This window comes from Maribacter zhoushanensis, assembly GCF_029350975.1.
In the GTDB taxonomy this organism is placed as follows: Bacteria; Bacteroidota; Bacteroidia; order Flavobacteriales; family Flavobacteriaceae; genus Maribacter; species Maribacter zhoushanensis.
The window spans coordinates 12,046-38,759 of record NZ_JARKMR010000009.1 but is presented as its reverse complement, the minus strand read 5'-3'; the positions used below and the strand labels follow the sequence as shown (position 1 = coordinate 38,759).

Annotated in this window: 18 protein-coding genes and 1 pseudogene; 12 read left to right on the top strand and 7 right to left on the bottom strand. The window is 35.1% G+C overall.

The window, feature by feature from the left end:
• Nucleotides 1-4: 4 nt before the first annotated feature.
• The gene (locus tag PXD56_RS17765; protein WP_276494674.1) at nt 5-2,458 is read right to left on the bottom strand and encodes a M14 metallopeptidase family protein; all 2,454 of its coding nucleotides are present in this window, start codon (nt 2,456-2,458) and stop codon (nt 5-7) included.
• Nucleotides 2,459-2,629: 171 nt separating this feature from the next.
• Here PXD56_RS17765 and bshC point away from each other — a divergent pair, with 171 nt between their 5' ends.
• Both bshC and PXD56_RS17755 read left to right on the top strand, forming a co-directional pair.
• A complete protein-coding gene (gene bshC / locus PXD56_RS17760; protein ID WP_276494673.1) occupies nt 2,630-4,234 on the top strand; it encodes a bacillithiol biosynthesis cysteine-adding enzyme BshC in 1,605 nt (534 codons plus the stop codon).
• Nucleotides 4,235-5,611 (top strand): ArnT family glycosyltransferase, encoded by a 1,377-nt coding sequence (locus PXD56_RS17755; RefSeq protein WP_276494672.1) that lies wholly within the window; start codon nt 4,235-4,237, stop codon nt 5,609-5,611. It begins immediately after the preceding gene.
• Here PXD56_RS17755 and PXD56_RS17750 read toward each other — a convergent pair.
• Entirely contained in the window at nt 5,608-6,153 is a 546-nt protein-coding gene (locus PXD56_RS17750; RefSeq protein WP_276494671.1) for a pyridoxamine 5'-phosphate oxidase family protein, read from the bottom strand. The genes PXD56_RS17755 and PXD56_RS17750 overlap by 4 nt on opposite strands.
• A gap of 302 nt (nt 6,154-6,455) precedes the next feature.
• The gene (locus PXD56_RS17745) at nt 6,456-7,181 is read right to left on the bottom strand and encodes an SIMPL domain-containing protein (protein WP_276494670.1); all 726 of its coding nucleotides are present in this window, start codon (nt 7,179-7,181) and stop codon (nt 6,456-6,458) included.
• 73 nt (nt 7,182-7,254) lie between these two features.
• Here PXD56_RS17745 and guaA point away from each other — a divergent pair, with 73 nt between their 5' ends.
• From guaA to PXD56_RS17725, 4 genes are all read left to right on the top strand, one after another.
• Complete coding sequence (gene guaA / locus PXD56_RS17740) at nt 7,255-8,787, top strand: glutamine-hydrolyzing GMP synthase (RefSeq protein ID WP_276494669.1); 1,533 nt, start codon at nt 7,255-7,257, stop codon at nt 8,785-8,787.
• A gap of 1 nt (nt 8,788) precedes the next feature.
• Nucleotides 8,789-11,005, top strand: a complete 2,217-nt coding sequence (locus tag PXD56_RS17735; RefSeq protein WP_276494668.1) for a LysM peptidoglycan-binding domain-containing protein — start codon at nt 8,789-8,791, stop codon at nt 11,003-11,005.
• 1 nt (nt 11,006) lies between these two features.
• Complete coding sequence (locus PXD56_RS17730) at nt 11,007-11,411, top strand: OsmC family protein (protein WP_276494667.1); 405 nt, start codon at nt 11,007-11,009, stop codon at nt 11,409-11,411.
• Between the two features lie 68 nt (nt 11,412-11,479).
• Nucleotides 11,480-11,935 (top strand): DUF922 domain-containing protein, encoded by a 456-nt coding sequence (locus PXD56_RS17725; protein ID WP_276494666.1) that lies wholly within the window; start codon nt 11,480-11,482, stop codon nt 11,933-11,935.
• A gap of 166 nt (nt 11,936-12,101) precedes the next feature.
• Here PXD56_RS17725 and PXD56_RS17720 read toward each other — a convergent pair whose 3' ends face one another.
• Nucleotides 12,102-12,971: a hydroxypyruvate isomerase family protein gene (locus PXD56_RS17720; protein ID WP_276494665.1), complete on the bottom strand. Its 870-nt coding sequence runs from the start codon at nt 12,969-12,971 to the stop codon at nt 12,102-12,104.
• Nucleotides 12,972-13,020: 49 nt separating this feature from the next.
• Between PXD56_RS17720 and PXD56_RS17715 the strand changes: the two genes are divergently transcribed.
• The 3 genes from PXD56_RS17715 (at nt 13,021) to yidC (ending at nt 16,874) form a co-directional block, all read left to right on the top strand.
• Nucleotides 13,021-13,263, top strand: a complete 243-nt coding sequence (locus PXD56_RS17715) for a DUF3820 family protein (RefSeq protein WP_276494664.1) — start codon at nt 13,021-13,023, stop codon at nt 13,261-13,263.
• A 50-nt stretch (nt 13,264-13,313) separates the two neighbouring features.
• Nucleotides 13,314-14,930 (top strand): CTP synthase, encoded by a 1,617-nt coding sequence (locus tag PXD56_RS17710; protein ID WP_276494663.1) that lies wholly within the window; start codon nt 13,314-13,316, stop codon nt 14,928-14,930.
• Between the two features lie 90 nt (nt 14,931-15,020).
• Complete coding sequence (gene yidC / locus PXD56_RS17705) at nt 15,021-16,874, top strand: membrane protein insertase YidC (protein WP_276494662.1); 1,854 nt, start codon at nt 15,021-15,023, stop codon at nt 16,872-16,874.
• A gap of 252 nt (nt 16,875-17,126) precedes the next feature.
• Here the strand turns inward: yidC and PXD56_RS17700 are convergent, their stop codons facing one another.
• The gene (locus PXD56_RS17700) at nt 17,127-18,674 is read right to left on the bottom strand and encodes a fasciclin domain-containing protein (RefSeq protein ID WP_276494661.1); all 1,548 of its coding nucleotides are present in this window, start codon (nt 18,672-18,674) and stop codon (nt 17,127-17,129) included.
• Between the two features lie 304 nt (nt 18,675-18,978).
• On the opposite strand from PXD56_RS17700, the gene mnmA reads away from it, so the two are divergent.
• Complete coding sequence (gene mnmA, locus PXD56_RS17695) at nt 18,979-20,169, top strand: tRNA 2-thiouridine(34) synthase MnmA (protein WP_276494660.1); 1,191 nt, start codon at nt 18,979-18,981, stop codon at nt 20,167-20,169.
• 88 nt (nt 20,170-20,257) lie between these two features.
• Nucleotides 20,258-21,199 carry an NAD(P)H-dependent flavin oxidoreductase gene (locus PXD56_RS17690; RefSeq protein ID WP_276494659.1) on the top strand — a complete coding sequence of 314 codons (942 nt, stop codon included), beginning with the start codon at nt 20,258-20,260 and terminating at the stop codon, nt 21,197-21,199.
• On the opposite strand, the gene PXD56_RS17685 is transcribed toward PXD56_RS17690, so the two are convergent.
• Nucleotides 21,189-23,015, bottom strand: a complete 1,827-nt coding sequence (locus tag PXD56_RS17685) for a hypothetical protein (protein ID WP_276494658.1) — start codon at nt 23,013-23,015, stop codon at nt 21,189-21,191. The two genes, PXD56_RS17690 and PXD56_RS17685, sit on opposite strands and share 11 nt — an antisense overlap.
• Nucleotides 23,016-23,114: 99 nt before the next feature.
• Here PXD56_RS17685 and PXD56_RS17680 point away from each other — a divergent pair.
• Nucleotides 23,115-23,246, top strand: a pseudogene (locus PXD56_RS17680) (nitronate monooxygenase); the annotation flags it as partial.
• Here the strand turns inward: PXD56_RS17680 and PXD56_RS17675 are convergent.
• Complete coding sequence (locus PXD56_RS17675) at nt 23,247-26,678, bottom strand: HEAT repeat domain-containing protein (protein WP_276494657.1); 3,432 nt, start codon at nt 26,676-26,678, stop codon at nt 23,247-23,249.
• Nucleotides 26,679-26,714: the final 36 nt, after the last annotated feature.

Sequence of the window (26,714 nt, the reverse complement as noted above, 5' to 3'; positions counted from 1 at the left end):
ATTTCTATTTTACCATGAATAAGGCATTGGCGAAAAATAGTTTTCCATTTTCCCAAAAACCTCTAAACAATGGGTTGTCTACCATGTATATCACTTGACCACGACCCATATCTTCTGTTCCGAAGATTAAGGTTTCGGCAATTTTTTTCTTTGCTTCGCTACCTGCGAATCCAGATACAGGTTCGTTGGCACCTTCACTTAAATAAACAGCGCTACCGTTTTCTAAATAATTATAAGATCGTGCACCTAGTTTAAGGGTGAAGTAGGTGTCGTCATATCCATAAGCCAACGGGTTTGTATTATCAACCGTTGCTTTAAAAATAGCTCCTGTAATTGCTGATTTAATCTGTTCTCTTTCAGAAATTTCAAAAGATTCAATAGTATTAGAAGTGTCTTTTGGCATTTCTTTTTCAGAGAGTTCAAAATCTTCGTCCGAGGTTGTAATACCATCAATTGCACCACCCATGGCAATTAATTTACCACCACGTTTTACCCAATCTTTAATTTTCTCTTTATTGTATGTACTTAAGAAACTGTTATAGCCACGTCCGTCAGGTAATATCAAAATGTCATATTTTGCAAGGTCAACGCGACCAAAATAAGTCTCATCCAATACGGAAATTGGGTAGTCTAGTTGTTGTTCAAAAAAGTTCCAGATTTCTCCAAAACGAAGCGTTGAGGTAGGCTTTCCAGATAGTACGGCGATGTTTAAGTTTTGAATCACATCAACATAACCGGAACCAAAATCTTTACCGCTTTCAACAAAACCTGTATTAGTGGAAATCAAATTTTTAGAGTGGTTGGTAGATGCAGTTTTAAGAACCTCGTTAAAGTTTTTTAGGTGCTTGTTATCACCTTTTGTAATGATTAATGTACCACGATCATGAGAAATCCCGTCTAAGGTAAAAGGCTTATGGGCGTAACGCACTCGTACTTTATTACGTAATAATTCAGCCAAGAATCTAGCATCTTTCATACTGTTCCAATCTGCTAAATAAGCGTATTTGTCAGCATCAATACTCTTTAATTCAGTTGTATTTAATACATCAGAAGAACCACTTAGATTACTTTCGCTGGCGATAGCATCTAATCCGTAGGCATATGGTAAGGACCATGCGGTAATATCATAGGTGACAGAATCACTTAATTTTGCCATTGGCTCAAATAATACCTTTACCAAAGTGCTTTTTGGCTGATTTGAAGAAATTACTAAACTTTTGTCAGTACTTTTTAATGAACCAGATTTACCTGTAGCATAGTTGTAGCCTTTGACTGTTGTATTTGATCCTGCTTGGTATTCAATTTCATGCTTGCTTAATAAGTCTGCAAGAGCTTCAATTTTATCAGGGTTACCATTTAATACATAACTTTTGTATTTGAAATTCTTGTTAAGGTAGAATTTCTTGAACTCATCATTCAATTTAGAAACGTTTTTAGATGCCACTTCTACCGTAGATAAACCGGTAGTTAAGTGATGTGCTATTCTATCTTTTAAAGTAAGGGTGTCACCAATACTAGTTGTAATTGCTAAGCCAGCACGACCACTACCACCTTGCTCATAAGTCATACCAATACCACCGTTGTAGGTAGGGTAGGTGTCACCATAACTAGGGTATAATAGATCGAATACCTCTTTGGTAAAATAGAACCAACCATTTTCGTCAAAATATTTAGCATGGTTTTTACCAATAGTTTCTTGAAACTCTCTTTGAAAATCTGTAATTACCTCATGAAAGGGTTCTGCAGCAGGGGCAAAGTAATATGGGTTGTCAACACCTTGCTCATGAAAATCTACGTGAACATGAGGTAACCATTTATTAAACTGCTTTAAACGCTGTTGACTTTCAACTTGCGTAAGCCAAGCCCAATCTCTATTAAGATCGAACATGTAGTGGTTACTACGACCGCTCCACCAATTCTCATGGTGCTCCTTGCTATTTGGATCTACTTGGTTGGGTGAATTTTTAAATTGGTTGTACCAGTTAACATAGCGATCTCTACCGTCTGGGTTAATACATGGGTCAATTAGTACTACTATATTCTCTAGGTAGCTGCTTTTTGTGGTAAAAAGGTCGTAAATGGTTTGCATTGAAGCTTCTGTACTTACGCTTTCATTGCCATGTACATTATAACTTAACCAAACGATTGCTTTATCTGGAGAGCCTTCACCATTGATTCCTTTCATATGCTCTTCCTTAATTTTATCAAGGTTTTGCATGTTTTCTTTAGTAGAAATTGTAGCCAACAACAAAGGTCGGCGTTCATTGGTTTTACCATATTCCATAAGGCTCATACGCTGAGGTTCAGCTTCGGCTAAATATTGGTAATAATCAACAACTTCATGATGTCTTGTAAATTGTGTTCCTAGTTCGTAGCCTAAAAACTCTGAAGGAGATTTTAATTGGGCCAAACCTAAAAGTGGAATAAAAAGTAATACGTAGCGTAGAATTAGTTTCATATAGTTATTTGTGTTGAGAGTGAGCCAAATCTATTAAAATAAATGCAAATTGATCTTCATTTACTGCGTATTTTGACGAGAATTCAAGTATTTAATACTAACGGTAATTAACTTATATTTAGGAAATGTAAAACGAAAGGGTTTTATATTTACCAAGTATTTACTTTTTATATGGATATTGATTGTTTGCCCTTAGCAAAAACGGGTTATTTTTCGAAATTAATTTGCGATTACACTGCAGCAGATATTAAGCTTAAACATTTATATAATCGGTTTCCCGATATGGAAGGCTTTAAAGGGCAGATAGAAGAAAAGGGAAAGCATTTTACCCAAGCTCAAAGAGATGTGTTGTATTCTTCAATGCAAAACCAATATAAAAATACTGATACCTCTAAAGGTACGGCTGCTAATATTGAGTTGTTAAAGGAGAAGAACACCTTTACTATAGTTACCGGTCATCAGTTAAATTTATTTACCGGTCCGTTATATTTTTTATACAAGATTATATCTACTATTAATTTAACAAAGCAATTAAAAAAGGAGTTTCCTGATAGTAATTTTGTACCCATCTATTGGATGGCTACGGAGGATCATGATTTTGACGAAATCAACTATTTTAATTTCAAAGGATTAAAATTTCAGTGGAATAAAGAAGCATCTGGTGCTGTTGGGCATTTGCCAACGGAAGGTTTAGAAGAGGTTTTTTCGTTGTATTCCAGAACTATTGGAGACAGTAAGAATGCCAAGGTGTTAAAAGACCTATTTGAAAATGCGTATTTAAAGCACGATAACCTAACGGATGCAACCCGATTTTTAGCAAATGAAATTTTCAAGGATTACGGATTAGTTATTGTAGATGGAGATGATGTCGACTTAAAAAAGACACTTGTGCCTTACATGAAGAAAGATATTTTTGAACAAACGGCGTTCAAGAAAGTATCTGAAAGCATTACGCAAATAGAAGCTATTTCATCTGATTACCCGGTACAGGTTAATCCGCGTGAAATCAATTATTTCTATTTAAAAGAAGGTATTCGTGAAAGAATCATAGAAAGTAAAGGGCAGTATATTGTAAATGAAACGTCATTTTCTTTTACTAAAGAAGAGTTAGTAGAAGAGATGAATATGCACCCAGAGCGTTTTTCACCTAATGTAATCGCTAGACCTTTATACCAAGAAGTTATTTTACCAAACCTCTGTTATATTGGTGGTGGCGGTGAGATTGCCTATTGGTTTGAATTAAAAGCGGCATTTGAGGCGATGAATGTTCCATTTCCAATTTTATTGGTTAGAAATTCAGCATTGATCATTACGGAAAAACAAGCTGATAAATTAGAGAAAATGAATATCTCTAAGACGGATGTTTTCTTAAAACAAAACAATCTTATCAATAAAAAGATTAGAGAAATTTCAAATATAGATATCGACTTTTCACCACAGAAAAAATTGTTAGAAAAGCAGTTTAAAGATATGTATGAACTTGCTGAAAAGACCGATAAATCTTTTTTAGGTGCCGTAAAAGCACAAGAGGTAAAGCAGAAAAAAGGATTGGATGCTTTGGAGAAACGCCTGTTGCAAGCGCAGAAAAGAAAGTTGAAAGATCATGTAGTGCGTATGACGGAACTACAAAATGAAATGTTTCCTAACCAATCTCTTCAAGAGCGTCAGTCAAATTTTTCGGAATTTTATTTGGCTTATGGCGAAGATTTAGTGCCTATGTTATTTGAGGCTTTAAATCCCTTAGATTTAAGTTTTACCGTAATTACGCAACAATAAATGTTTGGTAAGAAAGTATCTTTAGATAAGATAGCGATACTTGCCATTTTTTCATTTCTAGCCATTACATTAATTACGTTTTTTAAAAGTGCTTTAGAGCTAGAAGATGCGGAGCAAGCATATTATTCACAATGGCTTCGTTGGGGTTATGACGATCAACCACCACTTTACACATGGATACAATATGGTTTTAACAACATATTTGGTGTAGGTAAGTTAGCGTTCTCTTCACTTAGAGGAGTATTGTTTACAGGTACATTATTATTGTTATATAAATTTTCTGGACTGCGAATTAAAGATGCTGACAAATCTAAATTGGCAGTGTTGGCACTTGTTTTGGTACCGGTATATATCGATTTTACCTTTCGTAGGCTTTCGCATACCAGCTTGTTATGTTTCAGTGTTGTAGCTTCTTATTACTGCATACAAGTGTTGATAGCAAGGAAATCTATTATAAATTATCTCTTATTTGGTTTGTTTGTAGGTATGGGTATGATGTCCAAATACAATTATATATTTTTTCTGGTAACCTTTGCACTAGTTGTTCTGTGGGATAAGGAATTAAGAGCAATTGTTTTCAACCCTAAAATACTTATATCGGTTTTTGTTTCTGCTTTAATTGTAGTGCCACATATCTATTGGTTATTAGGTCCTGATGAATTTCAAACTTTTTTAGCATCTAGTGTAGAAGAGAAAATAGGAATAAAAGATGCAAAATTGGGCTTTTCGTTTCTGCCCATTTTAATTTATTTAAAAGGCTTGCTTGTTTTATTGTTTCCTGTTCTAGTGGTTCTCTGCTTAGGCTATTTCTCAAAATATGTTAGTTTCAATAAGCTAAAATTTAATTGGTTTGTTAAAATGTTTTTTGCGCAATTAATGGTCTTAGGTTTATTTTTTCTAATCTTTCAAAGTAAGAAAATAGAAACTAGATGGTTATTGCCACTTTTTATTCCTTTTGTTATTCTGTTGACAGAATCTGTAAGTTTTAAAAACGTTCAAAAATTAGTTGCTTTAGGGTATTGGGTTTTTATTTGCGCAATAGTTATTCAAACTATAAGAACGCCAATAGAAAAAGTATTTAACATACCCTCGTCCGTTCATTTTGGTTTTGAGCCCATTTCCCAAAAATTGCATCAGAGTTATGATGATTATCAATGGGTATTACCCAACGTTACGTATGCGGGTAACATACGTTTACTGCATCCTGATTCAATTATACTTTCCGCAGATGACTATTCGTTAACCGGTTTGGAATTGCAATACGAAAGAACAGTTGAAATAACTATCGGTCCATCTGTAGTGAAACAGGCTTCACCTGTAGATAGTCTCATAGGTTTTGGTAAAGAAAAAGAAAATCTTTATTTCTATATAGATTAAGGAACTAAAAACTCACCGTTCCATTTATTATCGGCTTTCGTAAAAAGTACCCTGATATGATTGGGTCTTTTTAATTTAAGATATTCAATTTTTAATGGAATAATATCAATCATGGTGAAATGGTTTTTATCTTCAATATATTCCACATGATCAGGATTTTTAATTGCACTTCCAGGGCTATGTTCTGTAATGTAGTCTTTTCGGCTGTTGGGTTGAATATTTTGCCAGGTCGTGTTTAATCTATTGGTGTCGGTAACTACTTGTGCAATACCTTCAACTTTAAGCTGTAGCATTTTTTCAGGATGATATAACAGAAAGCTAACCTTATTATTTACGGCAATATGTTTCATCTTTTGAGTACGACCATCTGTGTAAATAGTTAAACGTAAATCGTCATTGAACTCTCTAAGGACTACGGTACGTAGGCGAGCAGTAGTTTCGTTGCCTACCGTTGCCATGGTTATGAATCTGAACGGATGTCCTCTTTCAGTAACCCCATTATGTATTTCATTACTTAATTCCTCAAAAAATGAATCGATCATATTAGTGTCTGTAAATAGTAAAAATACTATGATAATAATTAAGGAGATATCATTACAAGGAAGATATCGTTATATGCCAGTCTATACAACCGGAAAATTGATGTTATCTGGAAAGTTTATTTACAATTGTAAGGTTAGTGTAAATGTTACGACTTAGCGTGTGAATACAGATTGTTATGAAAAAGATTTATTAGGTATTCGGTTTGATAATTGGTTGAATGAAAAGCCCGGGTGATTACCGGGCTTTTATATTTAATATATTCTTTACCAGATCGGTAAATGACATTGATCAAAGTAGAACATTACTTCACTTTGTATTCTAAGCGCATAGTTATAGACGCTGTTTTGTTTTTAGATGAGGTATTGTATGCACCGCCCCAACTGTAGTCTTCACCAGAATTCTGACCTGTAATTTGAAATACGCCCATATTTGCAGAAACCAAATCACCTAAATTACTACCTGCGTTTTCAGCTATTTTTTCGGCGCGTATTCTGGCATCTTCGGTAGCTTTTGAAATCATTTCAATTTTAAGATCCGCTAATTTTGTGTAATAATATCTAGGTGGCGAAGAGTTGAACTGAACACCTTTATTCAATAATTCTGTTATCTCTCTAGATACACCTTCAATTAAAGCAACATCTTCAGATTCTATTTTTAAGGTTTGAATTAATTGGTAGCCCCTGAACATACTACCAACGTAATTACCATTTTCATACTGGTTATCTCGCATTTCGGTAGTCTGCACACTATTAAAAATTATGCTGTTTGCATCAATGCCTTTAGAGGTTAAATATTGGCGTACAATCTCTTTATCTCTATTTAATTGGTCAAAAGCAGTCTTTAATATAGTGCTGTTTGTAGAAAATTGACCTTCCCAAACAATTAAATCAGAGGTGAAATTTTCGTTGCCCAAACCGGTAACAGAAATCATCTGAGGCGGGTTCGCCCTTTGTATATATGCGTTGCCCAAAAAATATGCGGCTATAACAATTGCTGCTCCAAAAATAAATGCACTAATGTGTTTCATGAAATTTTTTTAAATATGGATTAAATATAACGAAAGATACTTTTCAGAAACGGTCAATTTGCTATTTTTGCCCATGCAAAATAAAGTCCTGATACTAGATTTTGGTTCACAATACACCCAATTGATTGGAAGACGCGTACGTGAGCTAAATATTTTCTCTGAAATTAAACCTTATAATAAACTACCCGAAGATCTTTCTGACTACAAAGCGGTGATTCTTTCTGGATCTCCTTTATCGGTAAGAGGTGAAGATGCCGTTCACCCGGATCTATCTGAAATACGTGGTAAAAAACCATTATTGGGCGTATGTTATGGCGCTCAGTATTTGGCACATTTTCACGGTGGTAGTGTAGAAAAATCCAATACAAGAGAATATGGTCGTGCCAACCTTAGTTTTATTAAGGAAGACGAACCATTTTTTGACAAGGTAGATACAGGCAGCCAAGTGTGGATGAGCCATGCGGATACTATTAAACATTTGCCGGAAAACACAACATTATTGGCAAGTACCCATGATGTAGAAAATGCAGCTTTTAAGTTTCAGGGAGAAGAAACCTACGCAATTCAGTTTCACCCAGAAGTGTATCATTCCAAGGATGGAAAACAAGTATTGGAGAATTTTTTGGTGCATATTGCCGGAATGGAACAAACTTGGACTCCAGATGCATTTGTTGATAAAACGGTGGCGGAGTTAAAAGAAAAGATTGGTGATGAAAAGGTGATTTTAGGATTATCTGGTGGTGTAGATTCTTCTGTAGCAGCGGTATTGTTACATAAGGCTATAGGTAAAAACCTTCACTGCATATTTGTAAACAATGGTCTTTTAAGAAAAAATGAGTTTACCGATGTATTGAAACAATACGAGGGTATGGGCTTAAATGTAAAAGGCGTAGATGCTTCGGCACGTTTTTTGGATGATTTGGCTGGTGAGAGTGATCCAGAAACCAAAAGAAAAACAATTGGTCGTGTATTTGTAGAAGTTTTTGATGATGAGTCACATTTAGTTGAGAATGCAAAATGGTTAGCGCAGGGTACTATTTATCCTGATGTTATAGAATCTGTTTCTGCAACAGGTGGTCCGTCACAAACCATAAAGAGTCACCATAATGTTGGTGGTTTACCGGATTATATGAAATTGAAAGTGGTAGAGCCTTTGAAGATGTTGTTTAAAGATGAGGTAAGAAGAGTAGGGGCAAGCTTAGGTATAGACAAGGCATTGTTGGGTAGACATCCTTTTCCAGGTCCTGGTTTGGCAATTCGTATTCTTGGGGATATTACGCCAGAGAAAGTGGCTATTTTACAAGAAGTAGATGCTATTTTTATAGATGGATTAAAAAAATGGGATTTATACGATAAAGTTTGGCAGGCAGGTGCCATGTTATTACCTGTAAACAGTGTTGGTGTAATGGGTGATGAGCGTACGTACGAAAAATGTGTTGCGCTTAGAGCTGTAGAAAGTACGGATGGTATGACTGCCGATTGGGTGAACTTACCGTACGAATTTTTACAAAAAACATCAAATGATATCATTAATAAAGTCCCTGGGGTCAATCGTGTCGTATATGATATAAGTTCAAAGCCGCCAGCAACAATAGAATGGGAATAGTATGAAATACATGTTTAATCAAATTTACTTAATAGGGTCTTTTTGTTTGTTAGTGTCTTGCACGGCAATGGCGCAAAAATTCAATACCCACCAAGTAAGATCAGGAGAAACTTTAGAAAGCATTTCTAAAATGTACGGGGTTTCAACCTCAAGTATATTACAGTATAACAAAGAAATTAAAGAAGGTCAGAAATTAAGATCAAATACTATACTGGTAGTTCCGGGTAAAAAGATAGTTGAGCAGACAAGCGCACCTATTTCTAATACCCCTACTTCAAGTCCGGTGACAACAACGGTAAATACCAGTGTCGTTAAAGATTCTGTAAAATCTAGAGAGCCTATTGGTTATACTGAGCATCGTGTCAAGAAGAAAGAAACCATTTTTGGAATTGCTCAAATGTATAATATTACAGAGGATGAGCTGAAGAAATATAATCCTAAGTTGTACGCTTCGCCACTTCAAAAGAAAATGGATCTTCGTATTCCTAAATACCGAGCTCCTAAAGTTGAAGAGGTTGTTGATAATGCAGGTGATTTAGAAAAGTACATTGTTGCGGCAAAAGAAACAAGATGGAGTATAGCTCATAAATATGGCATTACCGTAGAAAGAATGCTAGAATTAAACCCAGGTTTGTCTGCAGCTAATAATTATTTATCAGAAGGTTACGAGCTTTTAATGCCTAAAATGGCGGGTAGTACCGTAAAAAATCAGGTAACACAATTATATACTTCATATACGGTACCTGCTAAAATGAATTTCTATCGTTTGGAAAAGGAATTCGGAGTTAAATCAGATGAAATAGTTCGTTTAAATCCTGAAATCACTGAAAGAGGTGGTTTAAAGGAAGGAATGATTATTCGTATTCCTGAGCAAAAAGTAGAGACAGGGGAAATTAATACGGATAACTACATTTTTTACGAAGTAAAACCAAAACAGAATGAGTTTAGGTTGACCAGAAAGTTTGGTATGACTTGGGCAGAATTGGTAGCCTTAAATCCTGATTTAAAAGACGGTTTAAAAGCAGGGATGGTTTTAAAATTGCCAAAAAATAAGGTAGGTGATTTTGAAGTTAGAAATGCTTTGGTGTTGGATAAGGTAAATTTATTAGACAGTATAAACACTACTGTAAAACCGAAAGTATTGTTCTTATTGCCGTTTAGATTAGATAAACTAGATTTAAGCAACAAAACGGCAACCGAAAAAATCATTGACAATAGAAATAGCTTAAAATATAGTTTAGGTCTATATTCCGGTGCTTTGGTAGCTATAGATTCTATGAAATCATTAGGGGTTTCCATTGATGTGAAAACTTTTGATAATCAATTAGATTTAGGTAAGACAAAACAAATTTTACAAGGCGAGCAATTAGGTGGTTATAGTGCCGTTTTTGGTCCTTTAGATATGCCTTCGCTGAAAGAAACTGCTGTGCAGGCTTCAAAATTTAATGTTCCTGTAGTTGCTCCCGTACCTGCTAAAAGCGATTTAAGTTTAGATAATGTATTCTTTTCTTATACAGATGAAGAAGTCTTGTGGAAACATATGTTAGATTATGTGGAGACCAACCATAAAGAAGAAACACTTTTAATCATTGCAGATGAGGATAATAAAAAGGAGAAAGATGCTATCCTTGAAAGATTTCCTTCTGCTAAAGTGGTGGTAGTTAAAGAAGAGGAGAAAAATATTGGTATTAATAGAGATAAATTGCAGACTCTATTATCTGACCAAGTACCTAATTGGGTTTTTGTGGAATCTGATAACTATAAATTAATTGCAAGTGTAGTATCCATTTTAAATTCATTCAATAATACAGCGTTTGATCCTTTGTTAGGTAAAGATAAAGTGAGTGTAAGAATGTTTACTACAGATATGAACTCGGCTTTCGAAAAAGATGTGATTTCAAACACACATTTGTCCAACTTAAAATTTACCTATCCTTCGGTAAATCGTCAAGTAAAAAATAATTCATTTGTTGAGCGTTATAGAAAACGTTTTGGCGATGATCCGGATAAGTATGCGGTTAGAGGATTTGATCTTACGTATGATCTATTGCTAAAACTTGCTTACAATAATAGCTTAATGGATGTTTCAAGGTTTATTGGTGAAACGGAGTACAGCGGTAATAAATTCAATTATCAGAGAAAAGGTGTTGCTGGGTATTATAACCAGTCGTCTTATATTATGATGATAGATGATTTAAGAATAAAAACTATAGAGTAGAATGACGTCAAAAGTAACGTACAACGGTGAGTTAAGAACAGAGTGTGTTCATTTAAAATCTAACGATTCTTTTGTTACCGATGCGCCAGTAGATAACAACGGATTGGGTCAGGCATTTTCACCTACCGATACCGTTGCAACAGGTTTGGCAAGTTGTATGTTGACAATGATGGGTATTAAGGCAAACGGGTTAGAAGTAGATCTTAAAGGTACTACGGCATCTGTAACCAAGCACATGGCAGCTTCACCTAGAAGAATAGCTAAGATTGAAGTAGAGGTGCATTTACCTAAAGAAATTTCAGATAAAAACAGAAAAATTTTAGTGCACACGGCAAATACATGCCCTGTGCACTATAGTTTACATCCAGATATAGAGAAGGTAATCACATATAATTGGGACTTATAAAAAAGGTACGTTCCATATTATTTTTATTAGCGCTTCTGAACATTTTTAATGTTCAGAGCCAAGAAGTAATGTCGTGGAAACCTGATTTTAGATTTACTTGGAATGATTTTAAAGGTGATGCTCCAATAACCTCAAGGGCTGCAGCAACCACGGCAAGTGGTATAACCTATCGCTTTTCCACATTTTACGAGAATAATGAATTACAGGTAGATTATAAAGTGTTTGCCTATTTCTATCCAACAAAGTCATGGTATAAACCTAAGTTGTGCAATGATGTTACCTTGTTGCACGAACAATTACATTTTGATATTACCGAGCTTTACGCACGTAAATTGCGTAAGCAATTGTCAGAGACAAAATTCACTAAGAATGTAAAAGAAGAAATTCGTAAAATCTATAAAGCTACCATTCGCCAGCTGAACGATTTTCAAAATAAATACGATTCAGAAACTAATTATTCAAGAAATTTAGTGGTCCAAAAGCGTTGGGTAGAAGAGATAGCCGAGGCTTTAAAAGAACATTAGATTAAAAGGGGAATAGTGGTTTAGTGAAGTAATTATTTACTTTTAGGTTCCAGTTCTAAAAATTCATTATTTAAATTGTTGATTTCATTAAAAATGAAATCAACAATTTTTCTTAAAAACAACTTGTAATTTTTGAACTAAATCACAAAACCACTAGTTGATTAAATTATACATCACAAATAGTTACACCTTGTTTTAAAGCGTCTATTTTGTTTTCCCAACTAGGTATGAATTCTTGAGCTACATGACCTTTGTATCCGGTTTTTAAAATAGCTTTCATTACTGCTGGGTAGAAAATTTCTTGTGTTTCATCTATTTCATGTCTGCCAGGGTTTCCGCCGGTATGGTAATGTCCGTAGTAATGGTGGTAGTCTTCAATATTTCTGATAATATCACCTTCCATAATTTGCATATGGTAAATATCGTATAGCAATTTAAAATGTTCAGAGCCAATAGCTTCGCAAAGAGATACGCCCCATTCAGAAGTGTCGCACATATAATCCTTATGGTCCACTTTACTGTTTAAAAGTTCCATCTGTAATACAACACCGTGTTTTTCAGCCAAAGGCATTAATTTTTTTAATCCAATGGCACAGTTACGTAAACCAACTAGGTCGTTCATTCCATTTCTGTTACCACTAAAACATATTAGGTTGGTATAACCAGCCTCGGCTACCAAAGGAATAACACGTTCGTAATCTGCAATAAGTTCATCATGTAAAGAGAGGTCGTTAAAACCTTTCTCGATTCCCATGCCAGCGCCCCAACACATAGCAGCGTGGATATTGTATTTCTTTAAAAGCGGAAATTCATCTGGTCCTACTAGATCAACAGAACGTATATCTAGTTCAACTAAATTTTTAAGAAAATCTTCAAAAGGGATGCTTCCATAGCACCAATAACAAACACTATGGTTAATATTGTACTTTAATTTGGCGGTAGCGTTAGTATTTTTATTGTTTGCCACTGCTGCTGAAGTAGTTAAGAATCCGACAGAGGCAGCCGCTGAGGTTCCAATAAAATTTCTTCGTTTCATGTTGTTGTGAGTTGTTGATTTTTTTAAAGATAATTTTTTAGATTTAATAATGGAAATAAATCCTGATAAGGAAAAATTAATAGAATTGGCACATTACCGAATGCCATTTGGTAAGTATAAGGGAAGGTATTTAATAGATTTACCAGAGCCTTATTTGGTATGGTTTAATCAAAAAGGATTTCCTGATGGTAAATTGGGAGATTTATTGCAATCTATGCTAGAAATCAAAACAAATGGCTTAGAATCAATAATTCGAAAAATACAAAAACATTTTCCTAAGGAAACCCGTTAAGTTCTCACCTCAATTTGTAACTTTGTGTCCCGTAACATAGAATTCGATACATGGCACAAACCAAATACATCTTCGTTACGGGAGGCGTTACTTCTTCGTTAGGAAAAGGCATCATTGCTGCATCTTTGGCGAAATTACTGCAATCTCGCGGCTACAAAACTACCATTCAAAAACTTGATCCCTACATTAATGTAGATCCAGGAACTTTAAACCCTTATGAGCATGGCGAATGTTATGTAACCGATGACGGTGCAGAAACAGATCTAGATTTAGGTCATTATGAGCGCTTTTTAAATGTTCGTACTTCTCAGGCAAACAATGTTACCACAGGTAGAATTTACCAAAGCGTTATAGAAAAAGAACGCAGAGGAGAATTTTTAGGTAAAACGGTACAGGTAGTTCCACACATTACAAATGAAATAAAGGAACGTGTTCAAGTGCTGGGTAAAAGCGGTGAATATGATATCGTAATTACTGAAATTGGTGGTACGGTAGGTGATATTGAATCATTACCTTATATAGAAGCGGTACGTCAACTTCTTTGGGAATTGGGTGATAACAATGCTATTGTTATTCATCTGACCTTGGTACCGTATTTATCTGCAGCAGGTGAATTAAAGACAAAACCTACGCAACACTCTGTAAAAACGTTAATGGAAAGCGGTATAAAAGCCGATATTCTTGTATGTAGAACAGAGCATGAGATTTCTAATGATATAAAAGACAAACTGGCGCTTTTCTGTAATGTAAAGCGTGAAGCGGTTATACAGAGTATTGATGCATCTACAATTTATGATGTACCATTGTTAATGCAAGAAGAAGGTTTAGATACTGTAACCTTGCAGAAATTGGCGTTACCTAATGACGTAGAGCCAGACTTAGGTCGTTGGAACGAGTTTTTGGCTAGACATAAGAACCCTAAAGATGAGGTTACTATTGGTTTGGTAGGTAAATACGTAGAGTTACAAGATTCTTATAAATCTATATTAGAAGCTTTTATACATGCAGGAGCTGCTAATGAGGTAAAAGTAAAGGTGAAATCTGTCCATTCAGAATATATTACGGCGGCCAACTACGAAAACAAACTAAAAGGATTAGATGCTATTTTGGTAGCGCCAGGTTTTGGTGAACGTGGTATAGAAGGTAAAGTAAAAGCTGTTGAATATGCACGTGTAATGAAAATTCCGTTTTTAGGTATTTGTTTAGGTATGCAAATGGCAGTTATTGAATATGCACGTAATGTATTAAGTCTTTCAAATGCAAATTCTACAGAGATGGATGAGAATACATCTGATCCTGTAATTAGCATTATGGAAGAGCAAAAGACCGTAACCGATAAAGGTGGTACAATGCGTTTAGGTGCGTGGGACTGTGAATTGAAAGAAGGCAGTCTTGTTAAAGAAATGTATCATGGAGAGTCTCAAATTTCTGAGCGTCACCGTCATAGATATGAGTTTAACAATGCCTATTTAGAGCAATTAGAGAATGCAGGACTAAAAGCAACAGGTTTTAACAAAGAAACCAATTTGGTTGAAATTGTAGAGCTAGAAGACCACCCATGGTTTATTGGCGTACAGTATCACCCAGAGTATAAGAGTACTGTTGCTAATCCACATCCTTTATTTGTTGGTTTGGTTAAGGCTGCTTTAGAGCACAAAAAGGCATAAACTAATGCCACATTGGCATAAACACCATATTTGGACATATATTTGCTTTCTTAAAAATTCAAAATATATCCAATTAATTAGAAACACCACATGGAAGAAAAGAAATTTGATGTACAATCCATTATAGGCTTTGTGCTTATTTTTGGAATACTCATCTTCATGTTTTACCAAAATCAACCAACTCCAGAAGAGTTAGAGGCAGAAAAGGCAAAGCAAGAACAAGTAGAGGCTGCAAAGGCATCAGAAAATTCAGAAACAGAAACTGTTATTAATGATGTACCGCAATTAGATTTACAAGATTCTACTGCAGTTGCCAATTACCAAGGAAAAATTGGTGCTTTTGGTTTTACAAAACCTTCTAACGACATTACTACTTTTGAGAATGAAGTTCTTTTATTAAAGATTAGTAATAAAGGTGGACAGATCGTAGAAGCGAAAATGAAACAATTTGTTACATATGATTCTGTGCCGGTATATTTGGTAAAAGATGGTAATGCTTCATTTGGTTTAGATTTTGCGACATCTGATAATAGAATGTTGAATACTCAAGATCTATACTTTGAGCCTACAATGTCAAATGACAATGGTAACAAGGTGTTGTCGTTGAAAGCAAAGACATCTAGCAATCAATATTTAGAATATAGATATATTATTAAACCGAACGACTATTTGGTAGATTTTACCATTAAGTCAAAGGGTTTGGATAATGTGATCAGTACCAGTAAACCGGTAACTTTAAATTGGAAGTTAAAAGGTATACGCCACTCAAAAAGTATTCAATACGAGAACAGATATACGCGTTTAACTTATAATCATGAAGATGGTAAAATAAGTAAGCTTTCTGAAGGTAGTGATGATGAAGAAACAGAAGAAGATATAAAGTGGATTTCTTACAGACAGCACTTTTTTAGCAGTATACTGGCAGCAGATGAGCCTTTTAAAGGAGGGGATCTTACCTCTGTTAATTTAGTAGAAGAGGAGAGTAGAACTTTTGGTTTTACTAAAAAATATGCATCGGCTTTAACTGTAGATTTGGAAGGCGGAGAAATATCTAAAGATTTACACTGGTATTTTGGTCCTACAGATGTTGATACTTTATCTCAATACGAAGACTTAGGTCTGGTAGATTCTATTCCTTTTGGATGGGGTATTTTTGGATGGATCAACCGTTACGTGTTTACACCTTTCTATGGTCTGATCAGTACGTATTTCCCTTACGGTATTGCTATTGTAATTATGACAATATTAGTTCGTTTGGCAATGTCACCTGTAACTTACAAGTCATATTTATCTCAAGCGAAGATGAAGGTATTAAAACCTGAAATTACAGAGCTAGGGGAGAAGTACAAGGACAATGCTATGAAGAAGCAACAAGAAACCATGAAGTTGTATGGTAAGGCAGGGGTGAGCCCCATGAGCGGTTGTATACCCGCCGTTATACAAATGCCTATTTTCTATGCGCTTTTCATGTTTTTCCCAACATCGTTCGCATTACGTCAAAAATCATTTTTATGGGCAGATGACCTTTCTTCTTTTGATACTATCTATCAATTCCCAGAAGGATTCTCTATTCCATTTTATGGTGATCACGTAAGTTTATTTCCAATTTTGGCATCTATAGCTATATTCTTTTATATGAATATGACAACAGGTCAAAATATGCCAACACAGCCGGGTATGCCTAACATGAAATTTATCATGTACCTAATGCCGTTTATGATGTTGTTTTTCTTTAACAACTATGCAAGTGGTTTAAGTTTGTATTACTTCGTATCTAACCTTATTACAATTGGTATTATGTTGGTGATCAAGAATGTTATTATAGATAATGATAAGATTCATGCCCAGATACAAGAAAATAAGAAGAAACCTAAGAAGGAGAATAAGTTCCAAAAGAAAATGCGTGAAATGATGGAGCAAGCAGAAGCGCAGAAAAAGAATTAAATAGTTCTTATATTTTGAAAATAAAAAAGCCCTTTCAATTTTGAAAGGGCTTTTGCCATTTGTTAAGGCTTGGTTTGGTAAGATTTGGGATGTCAAAGATGTAATTTATTTAAGGTTCTATAAAAAGTTAGTTGTAAAGGGTGGGTTATTGTATGTTAAAAGGTTGTATAATGATGTTAGCTGTTTAAAGGCATAAAAAAACCTCTCTATTTGTAGAGAGGTTTTCTTTTGTATGAAATTGAATGTTGTTAATTATAGTGCATCAAGTGCTGCCTGTGGCAAAAGAACCTTGTTAATAACATGAACAACTCCGTTACTAGCTTCTACATCTGCAATAACTACTGTTGCATTCTCTTCGGTTGCATCTTCTACATGTACCGATCCATCTTCTTTAATATTAATACCTACGTTTTCACCTTGAAAAGATTCAATAGATTGTCCATTGCTTAAATCTGTAGAAAAAGCGGCAGTTCCTGCTACCACGTGATAGGTAAGAATGGTTACTAATAAACTCTTTTCAGCTTCTGTATCAAAATCGGCTAGGCTAGTATAATCTTCGCCTAAAGCATCTAAAAGAGCAACAAAAGCATCATTTGTAGGTGCAAATACTGTAAAAGGACCATCGCCATTAAGTGTCTCAACCAAACCTTCATCAGCTTGTACCAAAGCATCTACCAATAAACTTAAATCATCTGTAGCAACTGCTGTGTCTACAATAGTTTTTAATTGTAAGCTAACAACAAAGTCAATTGCCGCTTGTGGTAATAAAACTTTATCGATGGTATGGGCAACCCCGTTAGAAGCCATAATGTCAACACCTGTAATATTTGCATCGGTATCAGAAGCATCACCTATTACAAATGAGTCGCCAGAAGAAATTACTTCAACGCTGTTGTTCTCAAATGCTGTAGCAACTTCGCCAGCAGCTAAATCTGTAGATTTAACTTCTGCAGCAATTACATGATATAATAGTATGTTAGTTAAAAGAGCAATTTCCTCGTCGGTATCAAAATCATCTAGACTATTATAGTCGTCACCTAATACATCTAATAGTGCTACAAAGGCATCATCGGTAGGGGCAAAAACAGTAAATGGTCCTTCTGAACTTAAGGTTGCAACTAAATCAGCTTTAATAACAGCAGCTTCCAATAAAGATAATGGCTCAGTAGCTACAACAATATCTACAAGTGTTCCATTTTCCTCAGGCATTTCTTCTCCGTTCAGAGCATCAATTATAGCTTGTGGTAACAATACTTTGTCAATAACATGAACAATACCATTGCTAGCTTCCACATCTGCGATGACTACTTGAGCATCAACTTCGGTAGCATCATCAATAAATACATCGCCATCAATATTAATAGTTAAATCTTCACCTTGTACGGTGGTAACCGTCATGCCATTTGTTAAATCTGAAGAGTTTGCAGCAACTCCAGAAACTACATGATACGTTAAGATAGAGGTCAAAATTGCTCTTTCTTCATCTGTATCAAAGTCAGCAAGTGAGTCAAAATCATCTAATTGATTTAATAATGCATCGAAAGCATCGTTTGTTGGGGCAAAAACGGTAAAAGGTCCGTCAGAACTCAAAGTCCCTACTAAATCGGTTCCTTCAGAATTATCGGCAGTTGTAAGAGCGGCAACCAAAGAAGAAAGTGCATCTTCCGCTTGGGCGGTTTCAACGATAGTCAATTCGTTGGCTATCATAGGTTCCACATCATCATCGTCACTACATGACCATGTAACCATGGTAATAGTAAGTAGCAGTAAAAAATTTCGTAATCTCAGCATTTTTTTCATAACGGTGTTTTTAAAGATTGTTTAATTAAGTTTTAATTATGTTTAACATTGAATGATTTAAAATACATTTATCGCAATAAATAATGTACAATTCTAAAAATACGACAGTTATTTATTGTTTAACTAATTTTTAAAAAAGATTAACAAAATATTTTTAACTCAAAAAAAATATGTGTGAAGACTATATGAGCTTAGCATTGGTTTTTATTAAGCTTATCGTTAAAGGATTATGGGTAAAGCAGTGTTTGAAAAAAATAGACTTTGAAATGAAATTTCGTAATTTTGTATCGACCAAGTAGAAGAGATGAAAAAAGTAGTAATAGGACTTTCTGGAGGAGTAGATTCAAGCGTGGCAGCATACCTTTTAAAGGAGCATGGCTATGATGTCATTGGTTTGTTTATGAAGAACTGGCATGATGATTCGGTAACGATATCAGAAGAATGTCCGTGGTTAGAAGATAGTAATGATGCTTTGATTGTAGCTGAGAAATTGGGTATTCCGTTTCAAACAGTAGATTTAAGTGCTGAGTATAAAGAGCGTATAGTTGACTATATGTTTAAGGAATATGAAATGGGGCGCACACCAAACCCTGATGTGCTTTGTAATAGAGAGATTAAATTTGATGTCTTTATGAAAATTGCTATGCAGTTGGGTGCCGACTTTGTAGCCACTGGGCATTATTGTAGAAAAGGAACTTTGCACAATGCGGATGGTACGGAAACATATCAATTATTGGCAGGAAAAGATGGTAATAAAGACCAGTCATATTTTTTATGTCAACTTTCGCAGGAACAATTATCAAAAACATTATTTCCGATAGGGGAGTTGACCAAGCCGCAGGTAAGGGAAATTGCTGCAAAGATGAATTTGATTACTGCAGATAAAAAAGATTCACAAGGTTTGTGTTTTATAGGTAAAGTAAGATTGCCAGAATTTTTACAGCAACAGTTAAAACCTAAAACTGGAAAGATTGTAGAAGTGCCTGCTGGGTTTGATGCTTATGAGCGAACTACGCCTAATTTTGATGATAAAAATGCTGAATTAGAATTTTACGCAAAGAAACCTGTATATCATCTTACAGATGGTAAAGTTGTGGGTGAGCACCAAGGTGCCCATTATTTTACCAAAGGGCAACGTAAAGGTTTGCATGTAGGCGGAACAAAAGAGCCTTTATTCGTAATAGATACCGATGTAAATGAGAATATTATTTATACCGGGCAAGGTAAGGCGCACCCGGGTTTGTATAGAAGAACTTTATTTGTAAAAGATGAAGAATTACATTGGGTACGAACTGATCTAGCATTGAATATTGATGAAAAACTAGAAGTAAAAGCGCGTATTAGATACCGACAAGAACTACAAGAAGCAACAATATACAAGGTAGAAGGCGGTATGTATGTAGATTTTAAAGAAATGCAGTCGGCAATTACCGAAGGTCAATTTGTAGCTTGGTATTTAGAAGATGACCTAATTGGTTCTGGAGTAATTTCTTAAATAATAGGTTACATTTTAGGGGCATAATAGTATCTTTAAAATGTTACTTCTTACTCTTTAATTGATATTTAAGTCATTTACATAGCACATGCAAAACAGAATTACCCAACTTTTTAATATAGAATATCCAATAATTCAAGGAGGAATGATTTGGACCAGCGGATGGAGACTAGCCAGTGCTGTATCAAATGCAGGAGGTTTAGGAGTCATTGGGTCCGGTAGCATGTACCCTGATGTTTTGCGTGAGCATATTCAAAAGTGCAAAAATGCGACTACGAAACCTTTTGCAGTTAATGTTCCTATGCTCTATCCTGACATTGATAAATTGATGGATATTATCATAGAAGAGGAGGTAAAGATTGTATTTACATCTGCTGGAAACCCTAAAACTTGGACATCTTTTTTAAAAGAAAAAGGAGTAACCGTTGTGCATGTGGTCAGTAGCTTAAAATTCGCTTTGAAAGCACAAGAAGCGGGAGTAGATGCTGTTGTGGCAGAAGGTTTTGAAGCTGGCGGACATAATGGTAGGGATGAAACAACAACTTTAGTTTTGATTCCTGCAGTGAAAGAAAAAATAACAATTCCCTTAATTGCCGCAGGAGGTATCGCCACGGGTAAATCAATGCTGGCAGCTATGGTTTTAGGTGCCGATGGGGTGCAGGTTGGTAGTAGGTTTGTAGCAAGTAAAGAAGCCTCTAATCATGATAGTTTTAAAAAGGTGGTGGTAGCGGCAAAGGAAGGAGATACTCATTTGACATTAAAAGAACTGGCACCCGTTCGTTTAGTGAAAAACAAATTCTACAACAACGTACAACAAGCATATTCTGACGGAGCGACTACCGAAGTATTAAAAACGCTTTTAGGCAGAGGGCGTGCCAAGAAAGGTATGTTCTTAGGCGACTTAGAAGATGGTGAGTTAGAAATAGGTCAAGTATCTGCGTTGATACACGACATTAAACCTGCTGGTGAAATTGTAAAGGAGATGATGAATGAGTTTAATAAGAGGAAAGCAGAAATTTCTAATTTCTGACATTATTTAAGCAAGTTTCGATAAGCAAATCTATAGCATAGGTTTTATCAAATTCCATGTATGATGTATCATTTGCTCTTGAAACTGACCATAATTGATGCATTACATATTCTTCTCTTAATAGTTTTTCTTGTCTTATTTCTTCAAGATAAATCTCATCTAAATATTTTAAGTCTTCTAGTATAGAGTTTTCTTGTTTTGAAGTTTCAAACTGAGCTAATGTCTTTTTAATTTCCCTTTCAGGATATTCTTGAAGATCAAATTTTAATAGACCGTCAGTATTTGTTTGAAAATTAATTACATCTAAAAAGGTTTGATTATTTTTATATGCGAGAAGTATACCAATTGCTTTCTCATCTTTAGGCATTATCATTTCTCTTTGGGTTTGGTTGCCAACATAAAACGTTTTGGAGTCATTTGTTTTTAAACGATAAAGGCTTTTTATTGAGGTATACATAACATAACCATATGCCCTGTCAAAGGTATTTTCATTTGTAACTAAAAAATCTAAAGGCGAATATTCCCAATTTTTGGGTATTGTACCTTTGTCAATATTAATCCAGCCAATATCAGTCAGTTCAAAACCATATCCAGTCATTCTATAAGCTTCTCTTTTATTAAGTAGTTTTTTATAATTATCAACTAATTCGATAGCTTCTTTTGTCTTTTCATTGTTTGCCTTAACGGCTTTGTTACGTTGCTCTGTCAATTCATTTTTAACTAATTGCAATCTATTTTCATAATAACTTTTTAAGAGTAGTAAGTTTTTATTAGGAACTTTTATTTTAGTCCATTTTTGAGATGCAAATTTTTCAAAATCTTCTTGATAAACATTCTCGTCTAATAAGCTAGCAGCAATACTGTCTATTTCCCATAAATTCTTGTCAAGATTTTGTGCATAAATATCGATGATATCACTTCGGCAAATTTTAAACATGACTTTAAGCCTTTCTTCAAATTGTTTTGTGGCAATTAATGTATTTTGAAACTGATTATTTTTTATTGCTTTAATTGCAGCTGGATCAACTCCATAGTTAACTGAATTGTCAAACTCTGAGTAGTGAGTTGAATCTAATTTTTTTTCATTTACTTTATCATAATAGGATTCGCTAACATTTGTATCTGGTACAGTTTCTTCTATAATTTCATTTCCAGTTTTAAAGTATAGGCTATAATATAAACTATCAACGAACTTTTCATTCACTTTCTGGTTATTAAGAAAAGGCATTTCTTTTTCTAATGTTTCAACAAATCCGTCAGGTAAAAAGTCTAACGTAAACAAATCTAAAGGAATAAGATAATTTTCTATCGGAATCGGATTTACCCAATTCATATTCCCATTCTTATCTCGCAAACCTTTGTAAACAGACATTCCTGATTTTCGATTGGCAGTAGGAATTTCTACATATACAGGCTTTTCAGGATTTACAAATAGTTGTCTGCCTTTAGCGGTTGCATTAAAGTAAATCATTCCATCAGTCTCTAAAAGCTTTCCATCTGATATAGTAGTGAGGTTACTTAAAATCATCTCATCTATAGTAAGCGCTTCGGTTAATTCTATTTCAACATCATCAGTGACTATATTATTATCAGAATCTAAAAAACTTCCTTTTTGAAATACTATTGTGGTTCCATTCTCGCCAGAAATTACGGTATCATTTTTAGTGTCAATTTTAAAATATTGACTCGAAGTAATAGTATTTTTAAATGGGTCTTCTTGATGATTTTTAACTATTAAATCTGGTTTGGGCTTGCATTGAAGAAAAGAAAATAACAAAACCGAAAAGCCTAAAACTAATAAAATACCTTTTTTCATAAGAGTGGTTTTAAAGCAGGTTATAAGAGTTAAAAGTTTATTTAGAGTAATGTAGTATTCTCAATTAACATGCCATAAAAAAATGAATATTGACTTTGCGACTTAGAAGATGGCGAACTAGAAATAGGTCAAGTATCTGCGTTGATACACGACATTAAACCTGCTGGTGAAATTGTAAAGGAAATGATTAAAGAGTTTAATAAGAGGAAAGCAGAACTTTCCTCCTTATGACTATACTTCTTTATCTTCACCTTCAATAATCCGTACTTTATTTCTTAAAGAGCCCAGGTATTGTATAAGATCTCGAAGTTCTCTTCTAGAAATCATACGACCCATAGCAGGCATGGCTGACATTGAATTTTCTCTTTGAGCGATTCTCATTAAAGGAATTCTTAGAGGTTCAGCTTCAGATGTTCTTAGCAAAATCTCTTTATTATTTTCTTCTATTAACACGCCTTGAACTTTTTGCCCGTCTTTTAAAGTGATTGTTATGCTCCCATAACCAGGAGCCAATCTTTTGCTCGGTTCAATAAGCGCTTCTAATAATTGCTGTCTGTCCAAGACATTACCAATATTATCTAATTTAGGACCTACTTCACCACCTGAACCGTTTACAGAGTGGCAACGTACACATTGCGCTGTAGGGTTGTTGTTGAAAACAGATCTACCTGCCCACCAGTTTCCTCCATATAGAGTTTCTTGAAAAGTATCTGCAGAAAATCCTGCTTTTTTCAAATTATCTAACTGTGCAATAAGTTTTGGATTCTCAGTAGCTTTTACCGATTCCATTAAATCTAATAATATACCTTGCTTTAGCTGATTTCTACTAGCTTTATTGATTAAGCTGGTAAGTATGGCATTACTATTATCAACTGGTAAATCACCTAGAACATTCAACATTCTTTGTTGTTCGGAAACAGAACCATTTTTAAATATAGGATCTACAATTTTGGGAAGTTTCTCTTTTGAAATATTTAATTGGCTCAATAAACCTACGGCTGCAGTTCTTACCTGTTCGTTTTTATCTTGCATACCAATAGACATGGCACTTTCCATTTTATTGAATTTTAATTGCCCTAAGGCATTTAATACTGCGGTTTTAACTTCAGGTGATTTGTTCGATTTAAGAATAGAGTAGAAGTCATCATTGTAAGCGGTGATACCTATAGCACTGATAGTTTTTGAAATTCCGATTAATATTTCAGGTTGACTTTCTTTAAGGAATGCCGGTATATCTTTATTGATTTTTTCTTCTAACTGACCGTTTTCTCTTTTAATTTCTCCTCTATATCTACCATCTACACGATCTAAAAGTGATGGATTGTTCCAAGTGCCTAATGCAGCAAGCGCTTCACCACGTAAATTGCTAGAAACGCTTTTTCGTTTTGCAAAATTGATAAGGAAATCTAATTGCTCATCACCACCTACACGTAAAGCGGCATTGATTGCCCTACGTAACAAAGGTTCAGATTTAAATTTTTCGTTGTTCAACGTTGCTGCTAATGCAGGTAACGCAGCCTCAATAGACAGATCATCGTTTATAGCTCGCGCAGTTTCGGTAACAATATATTCGTGTTTATCAGAAAGAAATATAGATATTTTAGGATCTTTTAATTTTCTAAGGACCATAACCGCTGCAATTCTAAGACTTCTATTGTCACTATTGGCAAGGGCTAAAAGCGGTTCAGAATTTCCTATTCTAGCTAAGGCTAGAACAGCGGCATGTCTTAAGTAGAGATCTTGATCATTATTGGCTTCTATCATGGTCAACAAGGGGGCAATGGCTTTTTCATATTTTAACCTTCCCAATGCTTGCGCCGCATAGAATTTTACACGGTCATTTTCATGGGTGGTTAGAGTTATTAAACTATCCGCAGCTTTTTTATATAGTACATCGCCCAAGACCTTTGCGCTTTGTGCTATAATTTCAGGGTCTTTGTCATGTAGTAAATTTAGTAATGGTTCAGCTTCATCTACATCATTGGCAGCTATTTGACCAATACCCCAAATAGCATGTATACGTGCCAATTGGTTTTCTTCCTCAGTTATGGCTTTTTCTAAAGCACGATAACCCCAAAAAGTTCTTTTGGCAAGTTCAAACTGTGCTTTTTGGCGAATTCTCATATCGCCATAGGATAATAAACCAACCAAACTATCGGTCTTTTCATCTTTATAGTTGTGTGTCATCAACTGCTGGGTTTGTAGTCTTTCTTCAGCAAGGTCATTATCTTGTTCTGTAACGTCAAGTTTCCATACTCTACCGTAATTCTTGGTTCCCCATCCATTGACCCAATCTGCCAGATATAAGGCGCCATCTGGTCCAAAATCAATCCCTGTTGGCAATACTCCGGATAAAATGGATTCGTCACTCTTTAATTCAAACGAAGCACCTTTTGGTTGTAGGTCAAATGACCAAATATGAGATCTGCTTGGGTCACCTACAAATTCTACTAAGAAGAATTTATCCATCCATTTTTTACCTAAAGCAGTACCAGGGTTATATATCATTCCAGTAGGGCCGTTATGAAAATTTTGAACAGGCGGCATAATATATGCAGCTTGACCTTCCCAGCGTGGAGTGAACAATTTTTCATCCATCCATACATTGTAGCCGTTGTTTTTTGGATCTGTATATTTTCCATATTGCCAATTTGCCCTCCAACCGGCATCGGAACCTTCTACAATATGAACCAAGCGCTCACTTTCGCCTTTGTGGTCACCGTCGTTATCAGATGAAATAATATTACCGTAGGCATCAAAAACAAACTCGTGGGTATTACGTAGTCCGTGTGCAAAAACTTCAAAGTCTGTTCCATCAGGATTACTTCTTACAATAACCCCTTCGTTAGGGTATTTATGGTTTTCACCATCTACGGTGGTTATATTTGCACCAATATCACCAATGCCCCAATATATTTTACCGTCAGGACCTTCAATAGCACCAGACATACCGTGACCACTAAAACCAATGTGTACGGCAAAACCCTCTGCAATACTCGTTTTTTCATCTAAAATTTTATCATCGTTAGTATCTGTTAGGCGATACATGCCAGGACCAATACCAACAAAGACATCTTCGTCACGGACTAAAAGTGCACCAGCAACATCATTAATTTCATTACTAAAGTCATTCATGATTTGGGTAGAAATATCTGCAATACCATCATCATCGGTATCTTGTAACATCCATATTTCATCTTGTTCTACGGCAAGGTCATGCCAGTCATGAATACTGTCATTGTTTAAATCAGGAAACCAATCATTTTCGTCACTGAGTTCAGGAGCAAAAGTTTTATGTAAAAAGGCTCTTCTATCTTCAACAGATTCTAATGCTATTGATGCCGTCATCCAATCTCTATGTCCGCGAATATCAAACTCCGAGTTTTTATTTCTGTTGGAGCGTGTAATGTACACGTTGCCTTCATTGTCAATATCCAGCGCAATTGGGTCTGGAGCTAAGGAGTCAGAAGCCCAAAGACTTAGTTTTAGTCCTTCAGCTATATCTGCCGTAATGGTTTCTCTGGCAAGCTTGGCCATCTCAATAAGATCGGTACTGTCTTGTTGTATGGTCAACGGTATTTCAACAGGTTTTTTATTTATGCAAGAAGCGCAAAGAAACAATAGGGATATAGTCCCTAAAAGCAATTTTTTAAAAAATGTCATTGTTGTTTGGTTGAATTGATACTTAAATGTAGCGAA